Below are 20,949 nucleotides of genomic sequence, written 5' to 3' on the forward strand. Positions count from 1 at the left end.
AGCCTCGAAGAGGACGGGATCTCACGGGAGGACATATCAATGGCAATGGCATCGACCGCCGGCAGAGCAAGCGGCGGCATGACGCGGGAAGAGAAGAAAGTCATCTTCGCTTCCTCGCTCGGCACCGTTTTCGAATGGTACGATTTCTATCTCTACGGTTCGCTGGCCGCCTTCATCGGCGCCACTTTCTTCAGCCAGTATCCGGAAGCGACGCGCAACATCTTCGCGCTGCTGGCTTTCGCCGCAGGCTTCCTGGTGCGCCCGTTCGGCGCGCTGGTGTTCGGCCGTATCGGCGATCTCGTCGGCCGCAAATACACCTTTCTTGTCACCATCCTGATCATGGGCAGTTCGACGTTCCTGGTCGGCCTGCTTCCCGGTTCGGCGAGCTGGGGCATCGCGGCGCCCATCATCCTGGTTGGGCTTCGCATGCTGCAGGGCCTGGCTCTCGGCGGCGAATATGGCGGTGCGGCAACCTATGTCGCCGAGCACGCGCCCGACGACCGCCGTGGCTTCTACACCTCGTGGATTCAGACGACGGCAACGCTCGGACTGTTCCTGTCACTGCTGATCATCCTCGGCGTTCAGGCGATGTTGAGCAAGGAAGACTTCGCCGCCTGGGGCTGGCGCATTCCGTTCCTCGTCTCGGTTATCCTGCTCGGTATATCGGTCTGGATTCGGCTGACGCTGAGTGAATCGCCAACCTTCCAGCGCATGAAAGACGAGGGCAAGGGTTCCAAGGCTCCGCTGACGGAAGCCTTCGGGCAGTGGAAGAATGCCAAGATTGCCATCCTGGCCCTTCTTGGCCTGACCGCCGGCCAGGCCGTGGTCTGGTATTCCGGCCAGTTCTACGCACTGTTCTTCCTGCAGAACGTGCTCAAGGTCGACCTGCAGACGGTCAACATCCTGATTGCCATCGCCTTAGGGCTCGGTTCCATCTTCTTTGTCGTCTTCGGCTGGCTCTCCGACAAGATCGGCCGCAAGCCGATCATCATGGCGGGGCTGGCTCTGGCGATCTTCACCTACTTCCCACTGTTCAAGGCATTGACCTGGGCGGCCAATCCGACGCTGGCAGCCGCGCAGCAGAACACGCGTGCGACGGTTACCGTGGCGCCCGGCGACTGCAAGTTCCAGTTCAATCCGGTCGGCACGGCGAAGTTCACCACGTCGTGTGACATCGCCACGTCGTTCCTGGCCAAGAGCTCGGTGCCGTATGACATCGTCACCAGCGCGGCGCCTGGGACCGCGGCAACGGTGAAGGTCGGCAATGAGACGGTCGAATCCTACGACGCCATCGCCGCCGGCGATCAGGCCAAGGCCAAGGACGGCGCCTTCACCAAGGCGGTCAACATGGCACTCAAGGATGGCGGCTATCCGCTGAAGCGCGCCGCTTCAAAGGTCGCCGACCAGAAACTTGACGCCTTCGTCGCGGCCAATCCCGAACTGAAGCTTGATGCTGTCGCCATTCGCGCCGGCGAGAAGGCGACGGTTCCGGTCGCCCAGGCGGTCAAGGACAAGGTGCTGACGGCCGATGAAGCCGCTGGCGCCACCGACGTGACCGTCTACAGCATTCCAGCGTCCGGCGCGTTCGCCATGTTTGCCGACCCCGCGCAGGTCAACTGGACAAAGGTCGTCGGCATTCTGTTCATCCTGATCCTCTACGTGACCATGGTTTACGGACCGATCGCGGCGATCCTGGTCGAGATGTTCCCGACCCGCATCCGCTATACCGGCATGTCGCTGCCCTATCATATCGGCAATGGCTGGTTCGGCGGCCTGCTTCCGGCGACAGTCTTCGCCTTGAGTGCAGCCAAGGGCGACATCTACTATGGTCTCTGGTACCCGATCGTGATCGCGGCGATGACGCTGATCATCGGCATGATCTTCGTCAAAGATACGCTGGGAACCGACCTGCACGCCAAGCAGTAGCCGACAGCTCCAGAGACAAAGAAAAAGCCCGGCGCGAGCGATCGCGCCGGGCTTTCCGATTCATCAGAAGCGAAGGAAGAGTTCAGCTCTTCCGGTCGTGTTGCGCTTCCTCGATGGCGGCCTCGTGGTACCAGCCGCTGCCGAAATCCGAGAGATGATCGCGCATGGAGGCAAGCTCTGCCGCGAACTTAGCCTTTCCGCTTAAATTTGAGGCAGAAAGACGGGCTGCCACCGGGAACATCAGGATTTTGGCCGACGGACGGGCAGAAACGATTTCCATGGACGGGCTCCTTTCTTTTGCCGAAGCTTGTCGATTCAGCTTTCCAGCAAGATAGGTCCTGCAATCCGTTTAGGCAAGATGCCTAAAGAAAGATCAGTATTTGCCTGTTATTTAAGCATATTTAGCTGTTGATCGATCCCGACGCATTGCTTAGACGGCTTGGCCGCATCGCCGGGATGAATGGGCACTTTTGACGCACCCCGCGCAGCGGAAATGGCACATGACTTGCATTTTATCGACCGGCAGCCGGCCTGCCGGATGGCTCGGCATGCGCCGGCGCTATCCAGCTTCGGTGATCAAGCAACGAGAGGCTCTAGAATGACGAAATACAAGCTCGAGTACATTTGGCTCGATGGATATACCCCGGTCCCCAATCTGCGCGGCAAGACCCAGATCAAGGAATTCGCCGAATTCCCGACGCTCGAGCAGCTGCCTCTGTGGGGCTTCGACGGCTCCTCGACCCAGCAGGCCGAAGGCCACAGCTCCGATTGCGTGCTGAAGCCGGTCGCGGTGTATCCGGACCCGGCCCGCACCAATGGCGTGCTGGTGATGTGCGAAGTCATGATGCCCGATGGCGTCACGCCGCATGCGTCCAACAAGCGCGCCACCATCCTCGATGACGAGGGCGCCTGGTTCGGCTTCGAACAGGAATATTTCTTCTACAAGGACGGCCGCCCGCTCGGCTTCCCCGAGAGCGGCTACCCCGCGCCCCAGGGTCCGTACTACACCGGCGTCGGCTACTCGAATGTCGGCTCCGTCGCACGCCAGATCGTCGAGGAGCATCTCGATCAGTGCCTTGCGGCCGGCATCAACCACGAAGGCATCAACGCCGAAGTGGCCAAGGGCCAGTGGGAATTCCAGATTTTCGGCAAAGGCTCCAAGAAGGCCGCCGACCAGATGTGGATGGCCCGCTATCTGATGCAGCGCCTGACCGAGAAGTACGAAATCGACATCGAATACCACTGCAAGCCGCTCGGCGACACCGACTGGAACGGTTCGGGCATGCACGCCAACTTCTCGACCGCCTATATGCGCGAAGTCGGCGGCAAGGCCTATTTCGAAGCGCTCATGGCTGCCTTCGACAAGAACCTGATGGATCACATCGCCGTCTACGGCCCGGACAACGACAAGCGTCTGACCGGCAAGCACGAGACCGCGCCGTGGAACAAGTTCAGCTACGGCATCGCCGACCGCGGCGCCTCGATCCGCGTCCCGCACTCCTTCGTCAAGAACGACTACAAGGGCTATCTGGAAGACCGCCGTCCAAACTCGCAGGGTGACCCCTACCAGATCGCCTCGCAGATCCTGAAGACGATCGCCTCGGTGCCGGCCAGCGCGCAGGTTTCGGCGGCCGCGTAAGCATTCGACGCGGCGTAGATCTGAGTGTCTACGCCGTGGCCCGTTCTTCCCCTATCAGCGGCTGATCAAAGAAAAACCCCGGCGTCTCCGCCGGGGTTTTTCTTTGTCGCTTAGGCGGTCCGCTCAGACCGAATAGTACATGTCGTATTCGACCGGATGCGGGGTCATTTCGAAGCGCATCACTTCGGCCATCTTGAGCTCGATATAGCTGTCGATCTGGTCGTCGTCGAAGACGCCGCCGGCTTTCAGGAAGCCGCGGTCCTTGTCGAGGCTCTGCAGGGCTTCGCGCAGCGAGCCGCAGACGGTCGGGATCTTCTTCAGCTCCTTCGGCGGCAGGTCGTAGAGATCCTTGTCCATCGGCTGTCCCGGGTGGATCTTGTTCTTGATGCCGTCGAGGCCGGCCATCAGCATGGCTGCAAAGGCGAGGTAGGGGTTCGCGCCCGGATCGGGGAAGCGGACCTCGACGCGCTTGGCCTTCGGCGACGAGCCGAACGGAATACGGCAGGAGGCCGAGCGGTTGCGCGCGGAATAAGCCAGCAGCACCGGCGCTTCATAGCCTGGCACCAGGCGCTTGTAGGAGTTGGTCAGCGGGTTGGTGAAGGCGTTGATCGCCTTGGCGTGCTTGATGATGCCGCCGATGTAGAACAGGCAGCTCTCCGACAGGCCGGCATATTCGTTGCCGGCGAAGGTCGGCTTGCCATTCTTCCAGATCGACTGGTGGACGTGCATGCCCGAGCCGTTGTCGCCGAAGATCGGCTTCGGCATGAAGGTGGCCGTCTTGCCATAGGCATTGGCAACCTGGTGGACGACGTATTTGTAGATCAGCATCTTGTCGGCGTTGCGCACCAGCGTGTCGAACTTGATGCCGAGCTCGTGCTGAGCGGCGGCGACTTCGTGATGGTGCTTTTCGACCCGCACGCCCATTTCGGCGAGCACGGTCAGCATCTCCGAGCGCATGTCCTGGGCGCTGTCGATCGGCGGCACCGGGAAATAGCCGCCCTTGATGCGCGGGCGGTGGCCAAGGTTGCCGGTCTCGTAGTCGGTGTCGTCGTTGGACGGCAATTCGGTGGAGTCGAGCTTGAAGCCGGTGTTGTAGGGATCGGCCTTGTACTTGACGTCGTCGAAGACGAAGAACTCGGCTTCCGGGCCGACATAGATGGTGTCGCCGATGCCTTCAGCCTTCATGTAGGCCTCGGCCTTCTTGGCGGTGCCGCGCGGGTCGCGGTTGTAGGATTCGCCCGAAACCGGATCAAGGATGTCGCACAGGATGACCATGGTCGACTGCGCGAAGAACGGGTCCATGTGCACGGTATCAGGATCGGGCATCAGCACCATGTCGGACTCGTTGATCGCCTTCCAGCCGGCGATGGACGAGCCGTCGAACATCACGCCATCGGCGAACATGTCTTCCTCGACCTCGATGACATCCATCGTCACGTGCTGCAGCTTGCCCTTCGGATCGGTGAAGCGCAGATCGACGAACTTCACGTCGTTGTCCTTGATCTGCTTCATGATGTCTTTGGCTGTCGTCATGTCATTTCTTCCCTGTCTGATGACGTTTCGAGGAGTTATCGGAAATCAGATACCGAGATATCTGAAATCAGAAACCTCAGACGGCGTCCATCCCCGTTTCGCCAGTACGGATACGAACGACTTCCTCGATGTTGGAAACGAAGATCTTGCCGTCGCCGATGCGGCCGGTCTGGGCCGCCTTGCGGATGGCCTCGATCGCGCCTTCGACCGCGTCGTCGCCGAGCACGACTTCGATCTTCACCTTGGGCAGAAAGTCGACGACATATTCGGCGCCGCGATAGAGTTCGGTGTGGCCCTTCTGGCGACCGAAGCCCTTGGCCTCGGTCACGGTGATGCCCTGCAGTCCGGCCTCCTGAAGCGCTTCCTTCACTTCGTCGAGCTTGAACGGCTTGATGATCGCTTCGATCTTTTTCATGTAAAAAGTGGCCTCCACTGCCAGAAAGACGGGTTGTGCGCCCCGCTTGCGCCTCCATCAAGCACGAACTGTGCCAATTTCAGCTGAAACGAGGCGCTGTCACGCGATTTCAACGCCATACCACCCTGGGATGCACATTCACGTCATCCACTGCTTTGGATGCGGCACGGGTATTTAGAGCCTACACATTGCCGGTCCTTGCGTCCGCACAAAAATTGGGCAGACCGCGCATTTTGCGGGCAGTTGCGGACTGCCCTGAAAGGATTGGCGGCTAACTGTACTGTTGTTCTCGCCGTTTGCTTCGAACCGAAAACTGGACAATGCTCGCCTGGGATGAGGGGAGACTGACCGAGATGCGGATCGGCAATCCATGAGCAACGAACTTCTGTTTCCGGCCGAAATGGCCGAGGCCGACCGGTTGGCAATTGCCACTGGGCCGCTCGATGGCATCGGCCTGATGCGGCGCGCCGGCGAAGCGGTCGCTGCGGTGGTGCTGGCGCGCTATCCCCAGGCGAGCCGCGTGCACGTGCTGTGCGGCCCCGGCAACAATGGCGGCGATGGCTATGTCATTGCTCGCATCCTGGCAACCAGTGGCGTCGACACGGCCATCTGGGCATCCGGTGCGCCAAGGCCGGGAACAGATGCCGCGCTTGCCGCGGCCGAATGTCCGATCAAACCTCGGCCCCTGTCGGAATTTGCCGCCGAGGTCGGCTCGATCGTGGTCGACGCGCTTTACGGAGCAGGGTTGTCCAAACCGCTGTCCGGCGAGGACGCCAGGGCGGTTGAAGTTGCGACAGAGCTGGGCCTGCCTGTCGTCGCCGTCGATTTGCCTTCAGGTGTTTCCGGCGAAAGCGGTGACATTCTTGGCCGGGCATTCCGGGCTCAGGTCACGGTGACGTTTGCGCGAAGAAAGCCGGGCCATCTGCTGTTGCCGGGACGCGAACGCTGCGGCGAAATCGTGCTCGCCGACATCGGCATTGGCGACGGGGTCATCGCGCAGCTCAAGTCGCAGACTTTCGAGAACAGGCCGGCGGTGTGGTTGAAGGAATTCCCGGTTCCGGCCATCGATGCCCACAAATACAAGCGTGGCCATGTCGGCGTCTTTTCCGGTGGACCGAGCGCGACGGGCGCTGCACGATTGTCGGCGATGGCCGCCGCCAGAAGCGGGGCAGGGGCGGTGACGGTGCTGTCGCCAGCCAATGCCATGCAGGTCAACGCCATGCATCTGACCTCGATCATGTTGCGCGAGGCCGATGCTATCGAGGACGTGCACGACTTTCTTGGCGATCGCCGGTCGTCTAGCTTCGTGCTTGGCCCGGGCTTTGGTGTCGGCGACAAAGCGCGCGATTTCGCCCTCGCCGTGCTTGCCCGAACACGGCGGGACGGCGGTGTCGAAGGGCTGGTGCTCGATGCCGACGGCATCACGTCCTTCCGCAACGCGAGCTCTACACTGTTCGAGGCAGCCAGCAGGCTGGATGCGCCAGCACTGATCATGACGCCGCATGAGGGTGAGTTCGACCGACTGTTCCCTGACATCACTGACAACAAAAGCCTGTCAAAGCTCGCCAAGGCCCGCTCGGCAGCGGCGCGCGCCAATGCCACTGTCATTTACAAGGGCGCCGACACGGTGATCGCGGCGCCTGACGGTCGAGCCGCGATCAACAGCAACGGCGCGCCCTGGCTCGCCACCGCCGGATCGGGGGACGTGCTGGCGGGCATTATTGCCGGGCTCCTGGCGCAAGGCATGCCAGCGTTCGAAGCGGCCTGCGCGGCGGTGTGGATCCATGCCGAGGCCGGCAGTCGGTTCGGGCCAGGCTTGATCGCCGAGGATCTGACACTGGCGCTGCTGCCGGTGCTGCGCGAGCTTGTCGGCGGTCACGGTGGAGCTGTCGAATGAACCGCTGGCTCGCGCTGCTTGTCGCGCTCTTCGCTGCCGTCTTCATGGCGCATGCCGCTCGCGCCGAAGGCCCGGTGACCATCGTCGACGATCCCGCCGTTCTCACAGCACTGGACGCCAAGGGTTTTGGCTTCGCCGGCATTTTCGGCGTCGATGGCACCGGCGACCTGAAAACGCTCTACGACAAGGCGCCGGCCTATCATGCGATCACCGAAATGGTGGGCGCCGATATTGCCGCGCTGCGGGCTGAGATGAAGGCCGGCGGGCGGACGCTCTATGAGGTCACCGACGGCAATGTCGGCCGCATCATGGACATGCGCTGGCTGAAGACGGATGCCGCGCGCTTTCGTTTGGTCGGCGTCGTCAACCGGCTCGACCGGCGCGATTTCGCCGCGCTGAAGGGCGACAAGAGTTGCGGCGAGGTGCGTTTCATCTACCGCCTTGCCTACAGCTTCAAGAAAAGCGGCAAGGTTCTGGCCTCACGCCTGCCGTTCAATTTCAACGCCGTCTACAGTGTTGCACCCGATGCCGATGGCGGCTGCGTCGGCGTTGCCGGACGCTGGACACCGCAACTCGACGAAAACGTCGATGCCGGCTGGCTGGCCGGTGGTCCGCTGGAACCGGAGGAACTCACCTTCAAGCAGCTTGAGCTTAACGCGCAAGTGGTGCGCTTTCCCTCGGGACAGGAGACCGAGTTCGGCGGGCAGGCGGCCTATCTCCTGCGTATCTTCGGCATCGACGGCGAGACGGTCAGCGAGAAGCCGCTGGAAAACACGCCCGATGTGGCACGGCTTTCGGAAGATGCGGCGCTGAAGGCAAAGCTCGCCGCCTATGTCAGCGCCGATGTCGCGGCGGTCGATCTCGGCGTCTACGAAATCCCCGACGAATTTTTGGCGAAGAAGGTGATCTCTTGGTCGACCTTCGGCAGCGCCAGGCAGGCCAATCACCCGTTCACGCCGCTCTATCAGCCCGCGGATTTCGCCGGGCTCGACTATTCCACCTTGAAGCTGGTGCGCACACCGGAGGCATTGGTCGAGCGGCTGGACAATGGCGCCTGCCAAGGTTGCCATCAGGCCGGCTCCACCGCCGGCTTTCATTTCATCGGCCGCGACGACAAGACGACCTCGCCGCTCAACCGCATCGAGGTCGGCATCTCGCCGCATCTGCATGCTGAGATTCCGCGGCGCGAAGCCTGGCTGCGTGCCACGATCGACGGCAAGGAGCCGAACCGTTTTCGCCCACTGTCGTTTGCGCCACCGGCTGCATGGAAGGACGCCAGCGAGGTCGATTACGCGCCGGCCGGTATGGCGATGCCGTGCCTGATGCCGGAGGACGCAAAGCGCTTTGGCGCAACCTGGCAATGCGGCGGCGGCACCGTCTGCACGCCGCTGGCCACCGCGTCAGGCGTGCGGACCAAGCTGGCGCAATGCCTGCTGCCCAAGGACAGCAAGCAGATGTTTTCCGGCCATCCTTGCCTGACCGGCTCGATCGCCAGCAATGAGACGCAGCCTTTCAACGACCGCTACAAAATCACCGGTCAATTCGCGGCCTTCGCACCGGACGTTTCGCGCACCGCCTATACCTGCCGACCGCCGAAGATCGGCGTGCCGGCCGGCATCGCCTATCGCGGCTGCGACGACAAGGACCGCAGCTTCGCCGCCTTCAAGGCCGGCAAGCCGATGCCGAACGAGATTTGCGGGCTGGTCGGCGGCAAGAAGTTCGACACTTGCGTGGCGACCAACAATTTCGACCAGTGCCTCGGCGGTGCGGTCAATCGCGGCAACCGGCCGGCCTGCGATGCCGAGCATTTCTGCCGCGAGGATTATATGTGCCAGTCGCTGCCGCCCGACACGCCCGGCATTTCAAAAGTGAAAGGCATCGGCTTCTGTTCGCCAACCTATTTCATTTTTCAGATGCGCATCGACAACCACGCGACACCGTGGGGCAGTGTCCGCCCGACCATGGGGGCAGGGTTCGGGGCGGCGGAAGAGGAATGAGTGTTCGATAGCTACCGCTGATTGACCGCCTCACAATGGGATGTTGTCGTGCTTCTTCCAGGGGTTCTGCATGTCCTTGTTGCGCAGCATGCGCAGCGCCCGCGCGATGCGGCGGCGGGTCGAGTGCGGCATGATCACCTCGTCGACATAGCCGCGCTCGGCGGCGACGAAGGGCGACAGGAAGCGATCCTCGTAAGCCTTTGTATGGGCTGCGATCTTTTCGGCGTCGCCAATGTCCTTGCGGTAGATGATCTCGACCGCGCCCCTGGCGCCCATCACTGCGATCTGTGCTGTCGGCCAGGCGTAGTTCATGTCGCCGCGCAGGTGCTTTGAGGCCATCACGTCATAGGCGCCGCCATAGGCCTTTCTGGTGATGACCGTGATCTTCGGCACGGTCGCCTCGGCATAGGCAAACAAGAGCTTGGCGCCGTGCTTGATCAGGCCGCCATATTCCTGCGCGGTGCCGGGCAGGAAGCCGGGGACGTCGACGAAAGTGACGAGGGGAATCGAAAAACAGTCGCAGAAGCGTACGAAGCGTGCGGCCTTGCGGCTAGCGTCGGAATCGAGCACGCCGGCCAGCACCATTGGCTGGTTGGCGACGAAGCCGACGGTGCGGCCCTCGATGCGGCCAAAACCGGTGACGATGTTTTTGGCAAAGTTTTGCTGGATCTCGAAGAAGTCGCCTTCGTCGGCGACCTTCAGGATCAGCTCCTTGATGTCGTAGGGTTTGTTGGCGTTGTCGGGGATCAGCCGGTCGAGCGACAGGTCGTGATCGGTGACCGACTGGTAGCACTCGATCTCGGGCAGTTCAGACGTGTTGGAGGCTGGCAGCAGGTCGACCAGCCGGCGCATCTGCAGCAGCGCCTCGACATCGTTGTCATAGGCGCCGTCGGCGATCGAGGATTTGGTCGTGTGCACGGAAGCGCCGCCGAGGCTCTCGGCGGTCACCGTCTCGTTGGTGACGGTCTTCACCACATCCGGCCCGGTGACGAACATGTAGGAGGTGTCGCGGACCATGAAGATGAAGTCGGTCATGGCAGGTGAATAGACGTCACCGCCGGCGCAAGGGCCCATTATGAGCGAGATCTGCGGGATGACGCCGGACGCCAGAACATTGCGCTGAAAAATCTCGGCGTAGCCGCCAAGCGCCGCCACGCCTTCCTGGATGCGGGCGCCGCCGGCGTCGTAAAGGCCGATGATCGGCGCGCGGTTGCGCAGCGCCATCTCCTGCACCTTGATGACCTTTTCGGCGTGGGCCTCGGAGAGCGAGCCGCCGAACACGGTAAAGTCCTTGGCGAAGAGGTAGACCGGGCGGCCGTTGACCGTGCCCCAGCCGGTGACGACGCCATCGCCGGCGATCTTGGTCTTCTCCATGCCGAAATCGGTCGAGCGATGTTCGACATACATATCGAACTCCTCGAACGAGCCCTCGTCGAGAAACACTTCGATGCGTTCACGGGCGGTGAGCTTGCCCTTGCTGTGCTGGGCGTCGATGCGAGCCTGGCCGCCGCCCATCCGGGCGATCTCGCGGCGGCGCTCGAGTTCCTTCAGCACGTCCTTCATGGTCGGTCCCCCCAAACGGAAAGCTTGTGTTTTGTGGTAATGATGCCCGCAAGCGAGCGCAAGCGCCGCTTTCGCGGTCGATTTGCTGCGCTGCAGCATGACGCCCCTTGCATTCCGGGGCGAACTCAGCCATATGCAGCCCATAGGCGCTTGGGCCGGGAGATTCCGGCCTTCTCGACAAATGAGACTGGTTGCGTCTGTTTTCCCTCTTTCCGGTTGTTCGGCAAGGTGGCGGAAAAGCCCCGTGGCATGATGCCTGCGGGCACGACAGCGCAGCCGAGTGGACGTTAGCGTCCGCCCGCCTTGTCGTTTCATATCAATTTTTTCGACGGCAGGTTGCGCCCTGCCGCCATTGATGTTTGCGGCCAGGAGCCGCGTGAAAGAAGACTATTTTGACCAACGAAAACACTTTGGCCGGTAACACCGCTTTGACCGGCAACACTTCGGAACTCACCGGTTTCGCAGCACTTGGAATCACGGGCGCGCTGCTCAAGGCCACCCACGCCGCCGGCTTCACCGAACCGAAGCCGATCCAGACCCAGGCGATCCCGCCGCAGCTCGAAGGCCGCGACATTTTCGGTATCGCCCAGACCGGCTCCGGCAAGACCGCGGCGTTCGCGCTGCCGATCCTGTCGAAGATCATTGCGCTCGGCACCAAGCGCCGGCCGAAGACGGCGCGTGCGCTGATCCTGGCGCCGACCCGCGAACTCGCCGTACAGATCGAAGACATGATCAAGCTGCTCGCCAAGGGCGCGCATGTCTCGACCGCACTCGTGCTTGGCGGCGTCTCGCGCTTCAGCCAGGTGAAGAAGGTTGCGCCCGGCGTCGACATCCTGATCGCCACACCCGGCCGCCTGACCGACCTGGTGCGCGAAGGCGATCTCATTCTCTCCGACACCAAATGGCTGGTGCTGGACGAGGGCGACCGCATGCTCGACATGGGCTTCATCAATGACGTCAAGCGCATCGCCAAGGCGACCGCGCCGGACCGTCAGACGGTGCTGTTCTCGGCGACGATGCCGGCCGAAATCGCCGAACTGGCGAAAGGCCTGTTGAAGAACCCGATCCGCGTCGAAGTCGCCCCGCACAGCACTGCAGCGGCCGAGATCGTTCAGGGCGTTGTCTTTGCCCGCACCAAGCAGAAGCGCCAGGTGCTGTCGACAATGCTCGCCGACGAGGCAATGAAATCCGTCATCATCTTTTCGCGCACCAAGCATGGTGCCGACCGGGTGACCAAGGACCTCGAGCGCGACGGCTTCAAGGCCGCCGTCATCCATGGCAACAAGTCGCAGAACGCCCGCCAGAAGGCGCTCAACGATTTCCGCGAGGGTTCGGTGCGCATTCTGGTGGCAACCGATATCGCGGCGCGCGGCATCGACGTGCCCGGCATCAGCCATGTGGTGAATTTCGACCTGCCGGATGAGGCGGAAAGCTATGTCCACCGCATCGGCCGCACCGGCCGTAACGGCATGGACGGCATTGCGATCACGCTTTGCGATCCGTCGGAAAACAGCAAGCTGCGCCAGGTCGAGCGCATCATCCGCACCAAGCTGCCGATCGTTGCCGACCATCTCGGCAACCCCGATCCGCAGCGCAATCCGGCTGAAAAGAACGAGCGCTTCGAGCCGGCCAATGATCGCAACGACCGTAACGGCCGTCGCGACGGCAGGCGACCCGGTGGCCACAGCAACGGCAAGCCGCGCTTCGGCGACAAGCCGGCCTTTGCCGGTGAGCGCAAGCCGGAAGGCGCCAAGCCCTTCAAGGGCAACAACAAGCGCCGCTTCGGCGGCAAGCGGCCCGCGGCGCGGGCTGCGTAAGCAGAGCTAGTTGCGACCGGCCGAGCCTAAGGGCTTGGCTTCGCTGAAAAGAAAAAGGGCGACCGGAGCGATGCTTCGGTCGCCCTTTCGTTTCGCGGGACGCGCATCGTTTCGACGTGGCGGACAAGCTATTGCGTGATCGCCTCGACCCAAACGACGATCCGCTGCGCCAGGAACGCCGTGGTCGATGGCGACAGCGCGTCGCCGGCAATGACGTGGTCGTCGGGGTCGCCGTTGTCGTCGACCGGCACCAGTTCGTGCGCGCCGCCCCAGCGCCCGGCGATTTCTCGGGTACGGTCTTCGCGCACCACCTTGTCGGAATCCGAAAAAATGAACAAAGCCGGGATGGTCGCCTTCTCCACCGGCGCTCTATAGGCAAGTTCGGTCAGCGCCTGCATCGGCAAGGTCGCTTCGATCGGGTAGCGGTAGGTCCAGAATCTTTCGTGCAGCGCGTTGCGCGGCACGAAGGCGTGCTCCTTGCCGGCGACCAGCCTGGCGATCTGTTTCCCCCACGGCATAGTCAGAAGCTCGGCGCCCGACGCCTTGACGCCGAAGTTCGGCGAAATGAACGCGATCGCGGCAACGCCATCAGACGCGCCTGGCTGCGTTGCAGCCCACACCGCCAGCGAGCCGCCGGTCGAGGTGCAGATGACGATCACCTTGTCGCCGATCGCCCGGCCGATGGCGAGTGCCTCCTCATAGTCGTTGATCCAGGCGTTGACACTGCCTTGCGTCATCGCGGCACCGTCCTGTCCGTGACCGGTGAGGCGGGTGTAGAAAAGATTGGCGTCGAGTTGGTCGGCGACGTCATCGGGCAGCGGACGAACCTCGCCCTTCGACGCCGAAAAGCCGTGGATATAGACGATCGCCAGCGGCGTTTTGGCGTGAACCATCGGATTGGCCCAGATGATCTCTTTCTCGAGCCCGTCGCGAATTCCCGGCACGGCGGCCTCTTCGCGCGCCAGATACGCCTGCGGATCGTCGCCGATCCCCTTGGGATCGAAGCGGATCGTTGTGTCGACAGGGACGCGCGGGCCAAGCACGAAGGCCAAAGCGAGGACGACCAGCAGGCCCAGTACCGCAAGCACGATCCGTCGCCCCATCGCAGACTCCACGCAAGACTTGCCAACCTATGGCTGTGATTGCAAACAGACAATTGGCATCCCGCCGATGATGGGATCGCCAAATTTTACGAACGGCTCTATTCGCTCGGCGGCTTGCGGTCGTAATTGAGCGGTCGCGCCTGCCAGTGGGTCGCGGTGCTGATGAACCATCGGCAGAACGGCCTCGGCAGGATGCTGAGCAACTTCAGGCCCCAGCTCAGCCGGCGCGGAAACGTGACTTCGAAGCCGCCGGATCTGATGCCTTTGGCCATACGCCGCGAAGCACGGTTCACCGGCATCAGGCCGGGCATCGGCAGCATGTTCTTTTCCGTCAGCGGCGTGTCGATGAAGCCCGGATTCATCACCTGGATGCGGACATTCATCTTGTCGAAATCGTATTTCAGCGATTCGGCCAGGATGTTGATCGCTGCCTTGGTGCCGCCATAGGCGGCCGTGGTCGGCCAGCCGAAATAGGCGGTGACGGAACCGACCAAGACGACATGGCCGCGGGCGCGGACGCGCATGCGTTCGATGACCGGCACCAGGCCGTTGATGATGCCGAAATAATTGACGTCGAAAGACCGGTGGAAATCGCGGATGGCGAGGTCTTCGCCGGGGGTCGCGACATAATTTCCGGCGTTGAACACGGCTAGCACGATTGGGCCGAGATCTTTCTCGATCGCCGCGACCGTCCTGGCCATGCGCTTCTCGTCGGTGACGTCGCAGGGGTAGGCCGTGACGCGACCCGGCATCTGCGCCGTCTCGACAACAAGTGTGTCGATCGGGTCGTCATCAAGCGCCGTCACCGCGACGGCGTACCCTTGCGCCGCGAGATCCTTGGCCAGGGAACGGCCGATGCCGCTGCTGCCGCCGGTGATCCAGGCGACGCCGTGTTTCGGGTTGGCCCGATAGAGTGTCATGCTGCGCCCTGCGAAACTGTTGCTAGTGCTCTAGCGGCGAAGGAATTGAATGAAAAGAGCGCTTTTCTGCACATGGTTGAAATGAATGCCGGGGCGCAGCCGCCGTTTCAGAAAATTGCAGTGCCCGAAATGCGACTGTGCCAGTCGATTCTTGCCTTGAAACCGAAGCTTCGGGTTTCTAGGGTTCCGCCGCACGCTACATAAGGAATCCTTGATGCCCCGTTCTGTGATCGACGCGATCGGCAACACGCCCCTGATCCGCCTCAACAAGGCCTCGGAAGAGACCGGCTGCGAGATACTGGGCAAGGCCGAGTTCATGAACCCGGGCCAGTCGGTCAAGGACCGTGCCGGCCTGTTCATCATCCGCGATGCTGAACAGCGCGGGCTGCTGAAGCCGGGTGGCGTCATCGTCGAGGGAACCGCCGGGAATACCGGCATCGGCTTGACGCTGGTCGCCAAGGCGCTGGGATACCGCACCGTCATCGTCATTCCCGATACGCAGAGCCAGGAGAAGAAGGACACGATCAAACTGCTCGGCGCCGAGCTGATCGAAGTGCCCGCCGTGCCCTACAAGAACCCGAACAACTACGTGAAACTGTCGGGCCGCCTGGCCGAGCAGATGGCGCGGTCGGAGCCGAAGGGTGCGATCTGGGCCAACCAGTTCGACAATGTCGCCAATCGCGATGGCCATATCCGCACCACGGCGCAGGAGATCTGGAACCAGACTGGCGGCAAGGTCGATGGTTTCGTCTCGGCAGTCGGCTCCGGCGGTACGCTGGCCGGCGTCGCTTCCGGGCTCAAGGCCAAAAGCAAGAACGTCAAGATTGCGCTCGCCGATCCGCTGGGCGCGGCGCTCTACAGTTTTTACACCAGCGGCGATCTGAAATCCGAGGGCAGCTCGATTACCGAAGGCATCGGGCAGGGGCGGATCACCGCCAACCTCGAGGGCTTTACGCCCGATTTCTCCTTCCAGGTTCCGGATGAGGAGGCGCTGCCGATCGTGTTCGACCTGATCCAGGAGGAGGGCCTGTGCGTCGGCGGCTCGACCGGCATCAACATTGCCGGCGCGATCAGGCTGGCCCGTGAATTGGGTCCCGGCCACACCATCGTGACCATCCTTTGCGACTACGGCACGCGCTATCAGTCAAAACTGTTCAATCCAGAGTTCCTGCGCGAGAAGAACCTGCCGGTGCCGGGCTGGATGGACGAGCGCAGCACGATTTCGGTGCCGTTCGAGAAGGACGTGTGATGGCGCACAAGACCGAAGCGCTGTTTCGCGACGACGCCTATCTCAGGACGGCTGAGGCAATGGTCGTCGCCGTCAACGACCGCGGCGGCATTATTTTGGACCGTACAATCTTCTACGCCACGTCGGGTGGCCAGCCGGGTGACACCGGTACGCTGGAGCGCGCCGACGGCAGCCGCATCGCCATCGCCGCCACCATCACCGGCGAGACCAAGGACGAAATCATCCATGTGCCGGCGCCGGAGCAGACGGTTCCTGCCGTTGGCGAGCGGCTGAAACTCGTCATCGACTGGGAGCGGCGGCACCTCTTGATGCGCATGCATGCCGCCTGCCATTTGCTCACCGTCGTCTGCCCGTTCCCGATCACCGGCGCTTCGGTTTCCGAGGATGACAGCCGTGTCGACTTCGACGCTCCGGATGCCGGTTTCACCAAAGAGGATGTGACCGCAGGCCTGATGGAACTGGTGCGGGCCGATCATCCGATCTTTGTCGGGCTGATCACCGACGAAGAACTGGCAGCCAATCCCGGGCTGGTGAAATCCAAGAATGTCCGCCCGCCTGTCGGTACCGGCAAGATCCGCCTGGTCTGTATTGGCGAGAATGCTTCGATCGACAGCCAGCCTTGCGGCGGCACGCATGTGACAAGCACTGGCGAAGTCGGCGAGATCCATATCGGCAAGATCGAAAAGAAGGGCCGCGAGAACCGGCGCTTCCGCATACGCTTTGGACCGATGCCGGCGGGTTAAGGCAGGCTACAGCGGGCCTTTCGCAAACACCTCGTCTATAGTTCCACCCCAATGGAATCGGGATGGGGCTCTATCTTCTTGTTTGAGCATGATCTTTCCCGAAAACCGGATTCCGCTTTTCGGGATCATGCTCGATCAGGCAAGATGGCGGAAACTGGAAGGCGGTCGCGCCACCCACGCTTCGATCTGCTCTGTGACGAACTTGGCTGCCTGATGGTGGATGAAATGACCGGCGCCGGGCAACGCTATCAGTGAGCTCACGTTGTCGACCTCGCGGAACGTGCCGTCAAAGGCGCTGGCTGGAACATAGGGATCGTCGGTGCCGAACAGGACCAGGGTTGGCGCCTTTACGAGAGGCAGTTGCCCGATATCGGGCACTCTGCCAAGCGGTATGTTTGCCCTGTAGTAGCCCAGCATTGCTTCCGGATCGGATCGCCTGAGCGCGTCTATCAAGGCCTGCCTGTCCTGCGGATCGTTAACCCATGTGGCGAGTTCGTCTATGTTCAGCATCTGGGCCGCGCCGGGGACCTGGAAACGGCGTATGTACCCCGTGATCTCGGCATTGGCCGGATCGGCAATGGCACGCAGATGGTTGCGCGGGTGCGGCGTCGACAGCAGGATGAGATGGCGCACGACCTGCGGCACGCGTATGGCCAGCCACCACGCGATGATGCCGCCCCAGTCATGGCCGACAATCGCGGCCTGGGTCAGCTTTTCCGCTGCAAGAACGGCGAGCACGTCGTTGACCAGGTGTGTCAGCACATAGTTGCCGTGGCCCTGCGGCGCATCGCTTTGTCCGAAACCCCGCAGGTCCGGCGCGATCACGCGATAGCGGCCGCAAAGCGCTTGCATCTGCCGACGCCAGCCCATTCCGTGATCCGGGAAGCCGTGCAGAAAAACGATCGGCGGGCCAGAGCCCGCCGCCGTATAGTGCAATTTGACCCCGCCGTTGATCGCGATCCTGGCTTCGAACTCCGCCCCCAAGCTCACCGGATGCCGGCCGCCGCCGTCACATCTTGACTTCGAGGCGAAGGAACGGCCCGTGGAAGGTCTGGGTGCTGCTGTCCGCATTGATAAGCAGATTATGCCACTGCTCGATCTTGTACCCGGCCGTAAAGGTGGCGCCCTGGAGGGGCGTCCAGCTCAAGCCGGCAGAGGCGTCGACATTGGTGACCGTCTGGTTGGCGGACTCGCTCCCCAACGTGACAGAGCCATGTTCACCTGTTGTGAAGTCGTATCTGAATCCAGCGCCGTTTTCGCGGCGGCCCCACATGACGGAGCCGGAAACCGCGCCTGTCAGCCCCCAGCTTTCGCCCAGCGGGTAGTATGCCTCGGCGCCTACACGCGGGCCAATGCCCCAATATTCCGACGATCCAATCTTGTCGAAGGTACCGCCCTTGTCGGCCGGATCGTCCGGGGCGAAGCTTTCGGAAAGAACACCTCTTTCATCCGAATGCACCAGTCGCAGACCGCCAAAGAAGCGGATATCGGCAGACTGAACCTTGACGTGCTTGCCGACATCGAAATCGAACGCCTGGAAGCTGTAGTCGTCGCCGTAGCCTACCGTCAAAAACCCAGGATCGTTACCCGTTATCTGGCCACCCACGTCCCAGGAACGGTTCTTGCCCAGGTGAAACGCGCCTGCAAGGCGCCAGTCCATGTCCGAAGAAATCTGCTTGGTCAGCGCGATCGAACCTGAGAAGTCACCATTGCTGTTTCCAAGCTTGTCGGTGCCGCCGGTCTTGTCGTCCTGGTGGACGTTGTTTTGATAAAACGCTCCCTCGAAGGCGATCTTGACGCGTGAATCGATCACCGACGGGTCTGTGACCTTCGCATCCTCCGCGTGCGCGGCAACCACGCCTGCGGAAGTCACCGAAGCAGCGGATGCCGCGACAGTCGCCAACAATTTACCAGGTGCCCGAGCTCGCATACTTACCCCCGCCTAGAATCCTGCCCCAGATCCAACATTGCAGACATAACCTAACGGGACATTGCAGCAAGTCCGGCCAGCAACTTTGCGGCGTGGTGTTGCGGCCTTGCAACGGTGCCTCGGTAGCGCCGGTGGACAGATGTGGTAAGCGTCGCGCCAGGGCTGACCGAGCCTCGGCTGACAGGGGGTTTGGTGGACAATCCAGCGCAAATCGAAAGCGTGCTCAACAATCTTGTCTATGCGCTTTTCGCCCAGAGCGGGGAGGTGGGGCCGAATGGCAAGGTCCGAGATCTCGGCAATCTGACTGTCTTCGACAATCCGGAGGCCGTCGACGGCATCGTCAAGGCGCCGGAGCTCTTCCGAAAGAACTTCTCCCTGATCTCGGCCCTCGGGTTTAGCCGCTTCAACACCAACGACGAGGACTGGTCTGTCCGGCGCGCCATCACCCAAGATGTTTACCTGGCGGCCGCCAGGCCGGCGCAGCAACATCCCGTGGCGGAAATCTTTGCTGCCAGTCTTTCCGGCACCGACGCTACGCTACCTGCGATTCAGCAAGCCCTGTTCGCTGCGTCGATGACGATATTTTACCGGGCTTTCGGTCTTGTTCCCGACATGGCGGCTACACTCTTGCTGCTCGACAGGGTGCGCGATGTGTTGAGGCGTCTCCAATATTATTCCTGGGTGACCCCGACGACCGCCGAGCGCGCGAATGCTATCCAGGATGCCCGCGCGGTGATTGCCGATTTCGCATCGCTGCTGATGGCGGATTCCCGGGCGGCGGCCGAGATGGACCGCTTTAGAAGCGAGGCCCGCGACCTTGAAGGCTTTTCGCCAGTGGAGGAGTTCGTCATGAATTTCTTCGCCGGCGTCGAGACGACTGTAACGACCGTACTTTGGGTAATCGATCGGCTGGGGGCCAACCAGCAGGTGCAGGAGCGCATCCATGCCGAGGTTGCCGCGAACGCGGCCGAGACGCCCTATACCGACTGCTTCATCAACGAGACGATGCGCTATTTCCCTCCGATACCGTTTCTGACCCGCGAAGTCGGCGCCGACACGGCGCTCGACGGCCGCGACTTACGCGCCGGGCAGCTCATCATGGTGTCGATCATAGGCGTGCACCAGCATCCAGCCTTCTGGGAAAACCCACGCACCTTCGACGCCAGTAGGAAGGAATTCATCGAGAACAGCTTCGACCGACGGGCTTTTATTCCGTTTCTAACCGGGCCGCGCATGTGTGGTGGCGCGCGTCTTGGCCGGCTGGAAGTCAAAGAGGCTGTCCTCGCGGTAATCCGCCAGTTCGCGTTCAGCCGTGCCGATGATGTGATCCGGTTCGATTATGCGCTGGCACTGCGCCCGGCGGAGGGGAGTTCGGTCAGTGTTTCGCGTCGATGACGCGCAAGGTCAGGCATGTTCCTGCCAGAACCGCCGGATACAACCCCCGAATTGCCTTCCGATCATGGTCTTGAACTCGACATCATGCGCATAGCGCTTGCTTGTCGATATGGCTTTTGACTTCAGCGCGAAGCCCGGGAACCATGTGCTCATTGTGGCGGATGCGTTTTCCTGCTGGTCCGCGATAAAGTCCTCGTAGAAGACATGAGCCACCCTGCGGCGATCAACAGTATTCAGGTAATTTTTCCACCTGATTTCGCTATCGAAAATATACTGCGCGGTGTCTCGAACAACTTTCTCGCTCAAAATTGTCACCATGGAAATCCCAGGCAGCTTCTCCTGACTGTCGAACGGCTGGCCCGTGTGGAGCACCGAGAGCAGGCTGATGGTCTGATCTATTTTGTCTCTTCTTGAGAGGAAAACGTAGAACGAGCTGTGGTCGTCATCGCCGATTGAACTGCGTGCGAATGGCAGGTTCTCATAGAAGATCTTGGCGCTGAAAACGCCGTTCTCAGCCCTTTTCTCCAGGAGATGGCGGCCGTAGGCCGGCGCCCGTTGATTGAGTTTTTCAAGGTCCATTGTACCGTCGAGCGACCACCGTCTCATCAGCGGCAAGGCATACTGCCACTGAAAATACTCGGTGGGTATTCCCAGACCGAACTGCTGCAGTACCCGACAATAGGAATGCCCGGCGGTTCGCGGAGTCGTGCAAACCAGGATCTTGGCGGGATTTTCGACCAAGCTTTGGCGGTCGTAGGTCTCGGCGATGAACTTGCTGTATAAATCGTCGAATTGCATTTCCGGAATCATCCCCGCCACGAC

17 protein-coding genes are annotated in these 20,949 nt (G+C 61.8%); 8 read left to right on the forward strand and 9 right to left on the reverse strand.

Annotated features, from left to right (window positions below; translation table 11 throughout):
* Positions 1-39: 39 nt before the first annotated feature.
* Entirely contained in the window at positions 40-1,926 is a 1,887-nt protein-coding gene (locus tag AC1DVW_RS26835) for an MFS transporter (protein WP_477275984.1), read from the forward strand.
* A gap of 82 nt (positions 1,927-2,008) precedes the next feature.
* On the opposite strand, the gene AC1DVW_RS26840 is transcribed toward AC1DVW_RS26835, so the two are convergent.
* Positions 2,009-2,206: a DUF2735 domain-containing protein gene (locus tag AC1DVW_RS26840; protein WP_477327127.1), complete on the reverse strand. Its 198-nt coding sequence runs from the start codon at positions 2,204-2,206 to the stop codon at positions 2,009-2,011.
* Positions 2,207-2,524: 318 nt separating this feature from the next.
* Here AC1DVW_RS26840 and AC1DVW_RS26845 point away from each other — a divergent pair, with 318 nt between their 5' ends.
* Positions 2,525-3,565: a glutamine synthetase beta-grasp domain-containing protein gene (locus AC1DVW_RS26845; protein WP_477246682.1), complete on the forward strand. Its 1,041-nt coding sequence runs from the start codon at positions 2,525-2,527 to the stop codon at positions 3,563-3,565.
* A 123-nt stretch (positions 3,566-3,688) separates the two neighbouring features.
* On the opposite strand, the gene glnA is transcribed toward AC1DVW_RS26845, so the two are convergent.
* Positions 3,689-5,098, reverse strand: a complete 1,410-nt coding sequence (gene glnA, locus AC1DVW_RS26850) for a type I glutamate--ammonia ligase (protein ID WP_258601625.1) — start codon at positions 5,096-5,098, stop codon at positions 3,689-3,691.
* Positions 5,099-5,174: 76 nt separating this feature from the next.
* Positions 5,175-5,513: a P-II family nitrogen regulator gene (locus AC1DVW_RS26855; protein WP_006205430.1), complete on the reverse strand. Its 339-nt coding sequence runs from the start codon at positions 5,511-5,513 to the stop codon at positions 5,175-5,177.
* Positions 5,514-5,883: 370 nt separating this feature from the next.
* On the opposite strand from AC1DVW_RS26855, the gene AC1DVW_RS26860 reads away from it, so the two are divergent.
* Both AC1DVW_RS26860 and AC1DVW_RS26865 read left to right on the forward strand, forming a co-directional pair.
* Entirely contained in the window at positions 5,884-7,410 is a 1,527-nt protein-coding gene (locus tag AC1DVW_RS26860; protein ID WP_477327129.1) for an NAD(P)H-hydrate dehydratase, read from the forward strand.
* Positions 7,407-9,407, forward strand: a complete 2,001-nt coding sequence (locus AC1DVW_RS26865; protein ID WP_477327131.1) for a hypothetical protein — start codon at positions 7,407-7,409, stop codon at positions 9,405-9,407. The genes AC1DVW_RS26860 and AC1DVW_RS26865 overlap by 4 nt, the downstream gene beginning before the upstream one ends.
* 30 nt (positions 9,408-9,437) lie before the next feature.
* Here AC1DVW_RS26865 and AC1DVW_RS26870 read toward each other — a convergent pair whose 3' ends face one another.
* Positions 9,438-10,970, reverse strand: a complete 1,533-nt coding sequence (locus tag AC1DVW_RS26870) for an acyl-CoA carboxylase subunit beta (RefSeq protein WP_477275994.1) — start codon at positions 10,968-10,970, stop codon at positions 9,438-9,440.
* A gap of 392 nt (positions 10,971-11,362) precedes the next feature.
* Here AC1DVW_RS26870 and AC1DVW_RS26875 point away from each other — a divergent pair, with 392 nt between their 5' ends.
* A complete protein-coding gene (locus tag AC1DVW_RS26875; RefSeq protein ID WP_477275997.1) occupies positions 11,363-12,787 on the forward strand; it encodes a DEAD/DEAH box helicase in 1,425 nt (474 codons plus the stop codon).
* A gap of 128 nt (positions 12,788-12,915) precedes the next feature.
* Here the strand turns inward: AC1DVW_RS26875 and AC1DVW_RS26880 are convergent, their stop codons facing one another.
* Complete coding sequence (locus tag AC1DVW_RS26880; protein WP_477327133.1) at positions 12,916-13,890, reverse strand: alpha/beta hydrolase; 975 nt, start codon at positions 13,888-13,890, stop codon at positions 12,916-12,918.
* 98 nt (positions 13,891-13,988) lie between these two features.
* The gene (locus AC1DVW_RS26885; protein ID WP_477327135.1) at positions 13,989-14,810 is read right to left on the reverse strand and encodes an SDR family oxidoreductase; all 822 of its coding nucleotides are present in this window, start codon (positions 14,808-14,810) and stop codon (positions 13,989-13,991) included.
* Positions 14,811-15,024: 214 nt separating this feature from the next.
* Here AC1DVW_RS26885 and AC1DVW_RS26890 point away from each other — a divergent pair, with 214 nt between their 5' ends.
* Both AC1DVW_RS26890 and AC1DVW_RS26895 read left to right on the forward strand, forming a co-directional pair.
* Complete coding sequence (locus AC1DVW_RS26890; RefSeq protein ID WP_477327137.1) at positions 15,025-16,059, forward strand: cysteine synthase A; 1,035 nt, start codon at positions 15,025-15,027, stop codon at positions 16,057-16,059.
* The gene (locus AC1DVW_RS26895) at positions 16,059-16,802 is read left to right on the forward strand and encodes an alanyl-tRNA editing protein (RefSeq protein ID WP_477327139.1); all 744 of its coding nucleotides are present in this window, start codon (positions 16,059-16,061) and stop codon (positions 16,800-16,802) included. Before AC1DVW_RS26890 ends, AC1DVW_RS26895 begins: the two co-directional genes overlap by 1 nt.
* A 135-nt stretch (positions 16,803-16,937) precedes the next feature.
* On the opposite strand, the gene AC1DVW_RS26900 is transcribed toward AC1DVW_RS26895, so the two are convergent.
* Positions 16,938-17,873, reverse strand: coding sequence for an alpha/beta fold hydrolase (locus AC1DVW_RS26900; RefSeq protein ID WP_477246700.1), 936 nt, complete (start codon positions 17,871-17,873; stop codon positions 16,938-16,940).
* The gene (locus AC1DVW_RS26905) at positions 17,812-18,705 is read right to left on the reverse strand and encodes an Lpg1974 family pore-forming outer membrane protein (RefSeq protein WP_477276005.1); all 894 of its coding nucleotides are present in this window, start codon (positions 18,703-18,705) and stop codon (positions 17,812-17,814) included. The genes AC1DVW_RS26900 and AC1DVW_RS26905 overlap by 62 nt, the downstream gene beginning before the upstream one ends.
* Before the next feature lie 219 nt (positions 18,706-18,924).
* Between AC1DVW_RS26905 and AC1DVW_RS26910 the strand changes: the two genes are divergently transcribed.
* Positions 18,925-20,127 carry a cytochrome P450 gene (locus AC1DVW_RS26910; RefSeq protein WP_477327141.1) on the forward strand — a complete coding sequence of 401 codons (1,203 nt, stop codon included), beginning with the start codon at positions 18,925-18,927 and terminating at the stop codon, positions 20,125-20,127.
* Positions 20,128-20,136: 9 nt separating this feature from the next.
* Here the strand turns inward: AC1DVW_RS26910 and AC1DVW_RS26915 are convergent, their stop codons facing one another.
* On the reverse strand, positions 20,137-20,937 hold the full coding sequence (locus AC1DVW_RS26915; protein WP_477327165.1) for a Stf0 family sulfotransferase: 801 nt from the start codon (positions 20,935-20,937) through the stop codon (positions 20,137-20,139).
* Between the last annotated feature and the right edge of the window lie 12 nt (positions 20,938-20,949).

Source organism: Mesorhizobium sp. P3_B5 (assembly GCF_056402815.1).

Excerpts from the sequence above, each read along its gene's own strand:
- AC1DVW_RS26845 (WP_477246682.1), top strand. The coding sequence starts at position 2,525 with ATGACGAAATACAAGCTCGAGTACATTTGGCTCGATGGATATACCCCG.
- AC1DVW_RS26865 (WP_477327131.1), top strand. The coding sequence starts at position 7,407 with ATGAACCGCTGGCTCGCGCTGCTTGTCGCGCTCTTCGCTGCCGTCTTC.
- AC1DVW_RS26855 (WP_006205430.1), bottom strand. The coding sequence starts at position 5,513 with ATGAAAAAGATCGAAGCGATCATCAAGCCGTTCAAGCTCGACGAAGTG.
- AC1DVW_RS26835 (WP_477275984.1), top strand. The coding sequence starts at position 40 with ATGGCAATGGCATCGACCGCCGGCAGAGCAAGCGGCGGCATGACGCGG.
- AC1DVW_RS26900 (WP_477246700.1), bottom strand. The coding sequence starts at position 17,873 with ATGCGGACAGCAGCACCCAGACCTTCCACGGGCCGTTCCTTCGCCTCG.
- AC1DVW_RS26915 (WP_477327165.1), bottom strand. The coding sequence starts at position 20,937 with ATGATTCCGGAAATGCAATTCGACGATTTATACAGCAAGTTCATCGCC.
- AC1DVW_RS26880 (WP_477327133.1), bottom strand. The coding sequence starts at position 13,890 with ATGGGGCGACGGATCGTGCTTGCGGTACTGGGCCTGCTGGTCGTCCTC.
- AC1DVW_RS26840 (WP_477327127.1), bottom strand. The coding sequence starts at position 2,206 with ATGGAAATCGTTTCTGCCCGTCCGTCGGCCAAAATCCTGATGTTCCCG.
- AC1DVW_RS26895 (WP_477327139.1), top strand. The coding sequence starts at position 16,059 with ATGGCGCACAAGACCGAAGCGCTGTTTCGCGACGACGCCTATCTCAGG.
- AC1DVW_RS26870 (WP_477275994.1), bottom strand. The coding sequence starts at position 10,970 with ATGAAGGACGTGCTGAAGGAACTCGAGCGCCGCCGCGAGATCGCCCGG.
- AC1DVW_RS26890 (WP_477327137.1), top strand. The coding sequence starts at position 15,025 with ATGCCCCGTTCTGTGATCGACGCGATCGGCAACACGCCCCTGATCCGC.
- AC1DVW_RS26860 (WP_477327129.1), top strand. The coding sequence starts at position 5,884 with ATGAGCAACGAACTTCTGTTTCCGGCCGAAATGGCCGAGGCCGACCGG.
- glnA (WP_258601625.1), bottom strand. The coding sequence starts at position 5,098 with ATGACGACAGCCAAAGACATCATGAAGCAGATCAAGGACAACGACGTG.
- AC1DVW_RS26885 (WP_477327135.1), bottom strand. The coding sequence starts at position 14,810 with ATGACACTCTATCGGGCCAACCCGAAACACGGCGTCGCCTGGATCACC.